Annotated in this window: 3 protein-coding genes and 1 tRNA gene; 1 reads left to right on the top strand and 3 read right to left on the bottom strand. The window is 41.1% G+C overall.

Going from position 1 to position 3,302, the window contains the following annotated elements; all coding sequences use genetic code 11:
• The coding region (locus tag DW205_RS16640) for a Crp/Fnr family transcriptional regulator (RefSeq protein WP_233523155.1) at positions 1 to 552 on the bottom strand (552 nt) is incomplete at its 3' end.
• Positions 549 to 1,898 carry an MATE family efflux transporter gene (locus DW205_RS16635; RefSeq protein ID WP_005866266.1) on the bottom strand — a complete coding sequence of 450 codons (1,350 nt, stop codon included), beginning with the start codon at positions 1,896 to 1,898 and terminating at the stop codon, positions 549 to 551. The genes DW205_RS16635 and DW205_RS16640, both read right to left, overlap by 4 nt.
• Before the next feature lie 158 nt (positions 1,899 to 2,056).
• On the opposite strand from DW205_RS16635, the gene DW205_RS16630 reads away from it, so the two are divergent.
• Complete coding sequence (locus tag DW205_RS16630; protein ID WP_005866268.1) at positions 2,057 to 2,932, top strand: DMT family transporter; 876 nt, start codon at positions 2,057 to 2,059, stop codon at positions 2,930 to 2,932.
• 80 nt (positions 2,933 to 3,012) lie between these two features.
• Here DW205_RS16630 and DW205_RS16625 read toward each other — a convergent pair.
• Positions 3,013 to 3,100: transfer RNA gene (locus DW205_RS16625), tRNA-Ser, on the bottom strand.
• Between the last annotated feature and the right edge of the window lie 202 nt (positions 3,101 to 3,302).

Below are 3,302 nucleotides of genomic sequence, written 5' to 3'. Positions count from 1 at the left end.
CTGTTTGTCCAATAGAATGGCGTAACGTTCAATGGCGGTTCGTTTGTCCAATAGAATGGCGTAACGTTCAATGGCGGTTCGTTTGTCCAATAGAATGGCGTAACGTTCAATGGCGGTTCGTTTGTAAGAACTTAACCATGAAGTCTCGATCTCAAGCATAAAATTCTCTAGAATCCTTCTTCCGATATTTGCTAATTGCACGGAGGATTGAAATAGGATTTCTAGTTTCTGTTTGGATAGGCAATACGCCTCGCTTTCCGTAACGGCTTCTATGGTATAAAGAGAAGGAGAGCCGGAAGTATATCCCCATACCGGGAGTGCGATCTCGCTCTCCACGGCGAACCAAAAGGTATCTTCCGTCCCATCTTTAAATGTATAAGCCCGCCAGATTCCCTTGGATAAGATATACATATTCGTGTTTATCTCACCTTCATGTACGATTATATCTTTGGGGACAAACGACATCATCTCTGCGCTTTCCAGCAATAACCGCATGGCCTGCTCAGAGATTGAAAACCGTTCCATCACTTTCTGGCGAACTTCCTCTTTCATGCTCTTGTACGTTTCAATAGATAGTATACCACTATGATTACAAAAGTAATTAATTCCGACAAAGGTACGGCCATCCAAATACCTTTAATTCCGCAGACAACAGGTAGGTACATGAAACTTAGGGTGATAATCACGATTCCTCGTAGAATAGTGAATAGCGTAGCGGGTTTGAAACGTTCTATGCTCTGGTAGTACCCGATACAAACGATATTGAGAGCGAAAAAGACATATCCCAAAGAAAAATAGGGAATGCCGGAGACCGCTATCTCGTAAGCGTTGCCATGATTACCGAGAAATAAGGAGGAGACTTCCGGGCAGAATAAAATAGTACCCACGCAGGCGAGTCCTCCGCACACGACAGCGCATAGCAGGGCTAACTTAAACGCCTGCCGTACTCTTTTCCACTGCTGTATGCCATAGTTGTAGCTTATGATCGGCTGGGTAGACTGGGCGATCGCATTGTTCACCATGAATACGATAGGAAAGCAATAACAGGCTACACTATAGGCGGCAACCCTGTCTTCCCCAAGGTATCTCATGAATATATAATTACCCACCAGCATCATACAAGCGATAGCTGCCTCAGTTAAGAATGCGGAAGAACCAAGCTTTACCATGTATCCGATATTGCGGATTGTCAATAAGATACTTTTAAGCGAGAATTTAGGGCGGTAAAGATGTAATACTTTAGAAAAACCTACGATATAAACCACGATCATAATACTTCCTACGATTACGGAAATAGCGGAAGCTAAAGCGGCTCCCATTAATCCCCAATGCAATGGGAAAACGAAAATATAGTCTAATGTTAGGTTTATCAGGGCCGGGATAGCGCTGCATAACATGGCGTATGTAGGTGATCCGTCTAACCGGATAATTAATAACCCGATATTCAATAACATGTAAAAGGCAAGGAACGGGGCGATCCAGTTCATATATTCCAATACGGAGGGCAATAATTGTTCGGAACTACCCAATAAAAGAGCGACCTCAGCACGGAATGTCATCACTAACAAGGAAAGCGATAACATAATACATAATGAGACCGAAAGCGCTTGCGTGATATTAATATTCGCTACCTTGACTTTCTGGTGTGAAAGGTGGATCGAGGCGACGATAGATGCGCCTACTCCGAACATAAGCCCGATTCCGGTTGCTAACATGAAAAAAGGAGCCACGATATTTACCGCAGCCAAGGCGTCACTTCCTACGCCTCTTCCTACGAATATTCCATCGGCGATATTAATAGTGGCGGAAAGGACCATACCTAATAAGGTAGGGATAAACATCATACGGAACAACTTCGGAATGTTCATTGTTCCAAAATCAATACTGTCTTGCATCATCAGTTTCTTTTCTTTTTATTTTTGCGGCACAAAAGTAGGCTTCTCCATTTAGAAAAAAGTTACCATTAGGGTAAAAAACGGAGTATTTATCAAGTTTGAATTCGATAGCTTATATTTCCTTTGTACATTTGTCCATAATTAAATAGAATAGTGACATAATGAAAGATGCATTTATAAAACTGCATATATCTATTATTTTGGCGGGTGCGACGGGCATATTTGGAAAATTGATGATGTTGAATGAAGCCCTATTGGTCTGGTATCGTATGATGCTTGCGTCTTTGTTGTTTTTACTCGTTTTATCCGTCGGCAAAAGATTGAATCGAATTTCTTTCGGGGATGCCTTGAGAATAGGGGGAGTAGGGTTATTGCTGGGATTGCATTGGGTTTTCTTTTATGGAAGTATAAAGGCTTCGAATGTGTCTATTGGAGTGGTTTGTTTTTCTCTGGTAGGTTTCTTTACGGCTTTTCTAGAACCATTGATTAATTGTCATAGAGTGTCTTTCAAGGAGGTTGTTTTTAGTTTGTTGACTTTATTCGGGGTGGTGCTGATTTTCCATTTCGATACTCGCTATCGTTTAGGAATAGGTTTGGGTATTATATCATCCGCTTTAGCGGCTTTGTTCACGATCACGAATAAGAAGATCGGAAATAATTATTCAACAAGTACCATGCTCATGTATGAAATGGTAGGTGGCTTTATCGGGCTTTCCTGTATTTTACCGTTCTATTTGCGATATTTTCCTGTATCGACGATTGTTCCCGGGCTATTAGATTTTACTTATTTATTGCTTTTAGCTTCTGTTTGTACGATTGGTTTGTATTTACTTCAGATACAAGTCCAGAAAAAGATCTCTGCGTTCACGGTAAACTTGAGTTATAATCTGGAACCTATTTATAGCATTATCTTGGCTATGCTTCTTTTTAGTGAGGCTAAAGAGTTGAACGCCGCTTTTTATATAGGGCTAGGGGTAATAATATTGTCTGTCATCTTACAAACACTAAGTGTTATTCGATCAAACAAGAAGATTTAGTGTAGGTGACAAAAAATCTAAAAATTCCCACAAATCGTTGGATTAGTGGAACTTGACTGTTCATTGTCTGGTTAGTTCAGCGGAGAGAGCGGGATTCGAACCCGCGAAACCCTTTAGGGGTTTACACGCTTTCCAGGCGTGCCTCTTCAACCACTCGAGCATCTCTCCAAGGTCTTGTTGAAACCGGGTGCAAAGGTATTGATTTTTTTTGATTATGCAAGAGTTTCGCTTGCGAATTTACATAGAGATGCAATGTCTGGATGCGATTACTTGGCTCACCCGATATTTATTGGGGACAGAGTTAATTCAAAGGGATAAAACAAGAATCGCGGATGTCAGCTTAATGCGATGAATGGTATCTTTTTGATTG

It is taken from the genome of Parabacteroides sp. AM17-47 (assembly GCF_003434625.1).
In the GTDB taxonomy this organism is placed as follows: Bacteria; Bacteroidota; Bacteroidia; order Bacteroidales; family Tannerellaceae; genus Parabacteroides; species Parabacteroides distasonis.
Note: the sequence above shows the minus strand (reverse complement) of the source record. Positions and strands in the feature narration are given on the sequence as shown.